General features: G+C 55.6%; 1 protein-coding gene. It reads left to right on the top strand.

The annotated features are described in order from the left end of the window. Positions 1-1,161: ankyrin repeat domain-containing protein (locus KDK17_RS13885; protein ID WP_257288301.1), on the top strand; the 1,161-nt coding region annotated here is incomplete at both ends.

Genomic DNA, 1,161 nt, shown 5'->3' with positions numbered 1-1,161 from the left:
TTTGGATCAGGTGGAGAAGTCACTGGCAGAAGGAGTCAATGTCAATGCCGTTATGGATGATGGTTTTAATATCTTGATGGCGGCATCCATTAACGGTCACAAGGGCGTTGTCGAACGCCTGATCAACGCCGGAGCAAATATCAACGCCGCCTGTTCGAGTGGTGCCACCGCATTGCTCATGGCTGCCCAGGAAAATAACACCGACTGCGTAAAAATCCTGATCGAGGCCGGGGCGGATCCCAATGCCCGAAATTCGGATGGCGCCACCGCGCTGTCCATCGCAGCCGAGATGGGCAATACCGACTGCGTGAAAGTCCTGATCGAAGCCAGGGCCGATCCAAACACTCCCTTGTCGGATGGCGCCACCCCGCTGTTCATCGCTGCTGCGAAAGGCAATACTGACTGCGTGAAAACCCTGATCGAAGCCAAAGCGGATCCCAACGCCCGGACTAATGATGACGTCACCCCGCTGTTCATCGCCGCCCGGGAAAATAAAATCGACTGCGTGAAACTCCTGATCGAAGCCGGGGCGGATATCAACGCCACTCTGCCCAATGGTGCCACCGCGCTTTTCGTTGCTGCCCGGAATGGCAATATCAGCATCATGAAGCTCCTGATCGAAGCCAAGGCAGATATCAACGTCCGAACTCAGAGTGGCAGAACTTCTCTCTTCATGGCTGTCCTGGAAAATAACACCGACTGTTTGAAAATCCTGATTGAGGCCGGGGCAGATGTAAACGCCGCCTTGGCGAATGGCACCACCACGCTCTTGATCTCAGCTGAGATGGGCAATACCGACTGCGTGAAAGTCTTGATTGAAGCCAATGCGGATCTCAACGCCCGGAATTCGAATGGCGTCAGCTCGCTCTATATCGCGGTCCAGAAGGGCCATACCGAAATCGTGAAGGCCCTGATCAAAGCCAAGGCGGATCTCAACGCCGCTTTGCCGAATGGCGTCACCCCACTATTAACCGCTGCCTGGGAAAATAACACCGACTGCCTGCAAGCCCTGATCGAAGCCAAAGCAGATCTCAACGCCATCTTGCCGAATGGCGCCACCGCGCTGCTCGTCGCTGCTGCAAAAGGCAATACCAACTGCGTGAAAGTCCTGATCAACGCCGGGGCTGATCTCAACGCCGCCTTGTCGGATGGCACCACCCC

This window comes from Endozoicomonas sp. SESOKO2, from assembly GCF_024606245.1.
Taxonomy (GTDB): Bacteria; Pseudomonadota; Gammaproteobacteria; order Pseudomonadales; family Endozoicomonadaceae; genus Endozoicomonas_A.
Note: the sequence above shows the minus strand (reverse complement) of the source record. Positions and strands in the feature narration are given on the sequence as shown.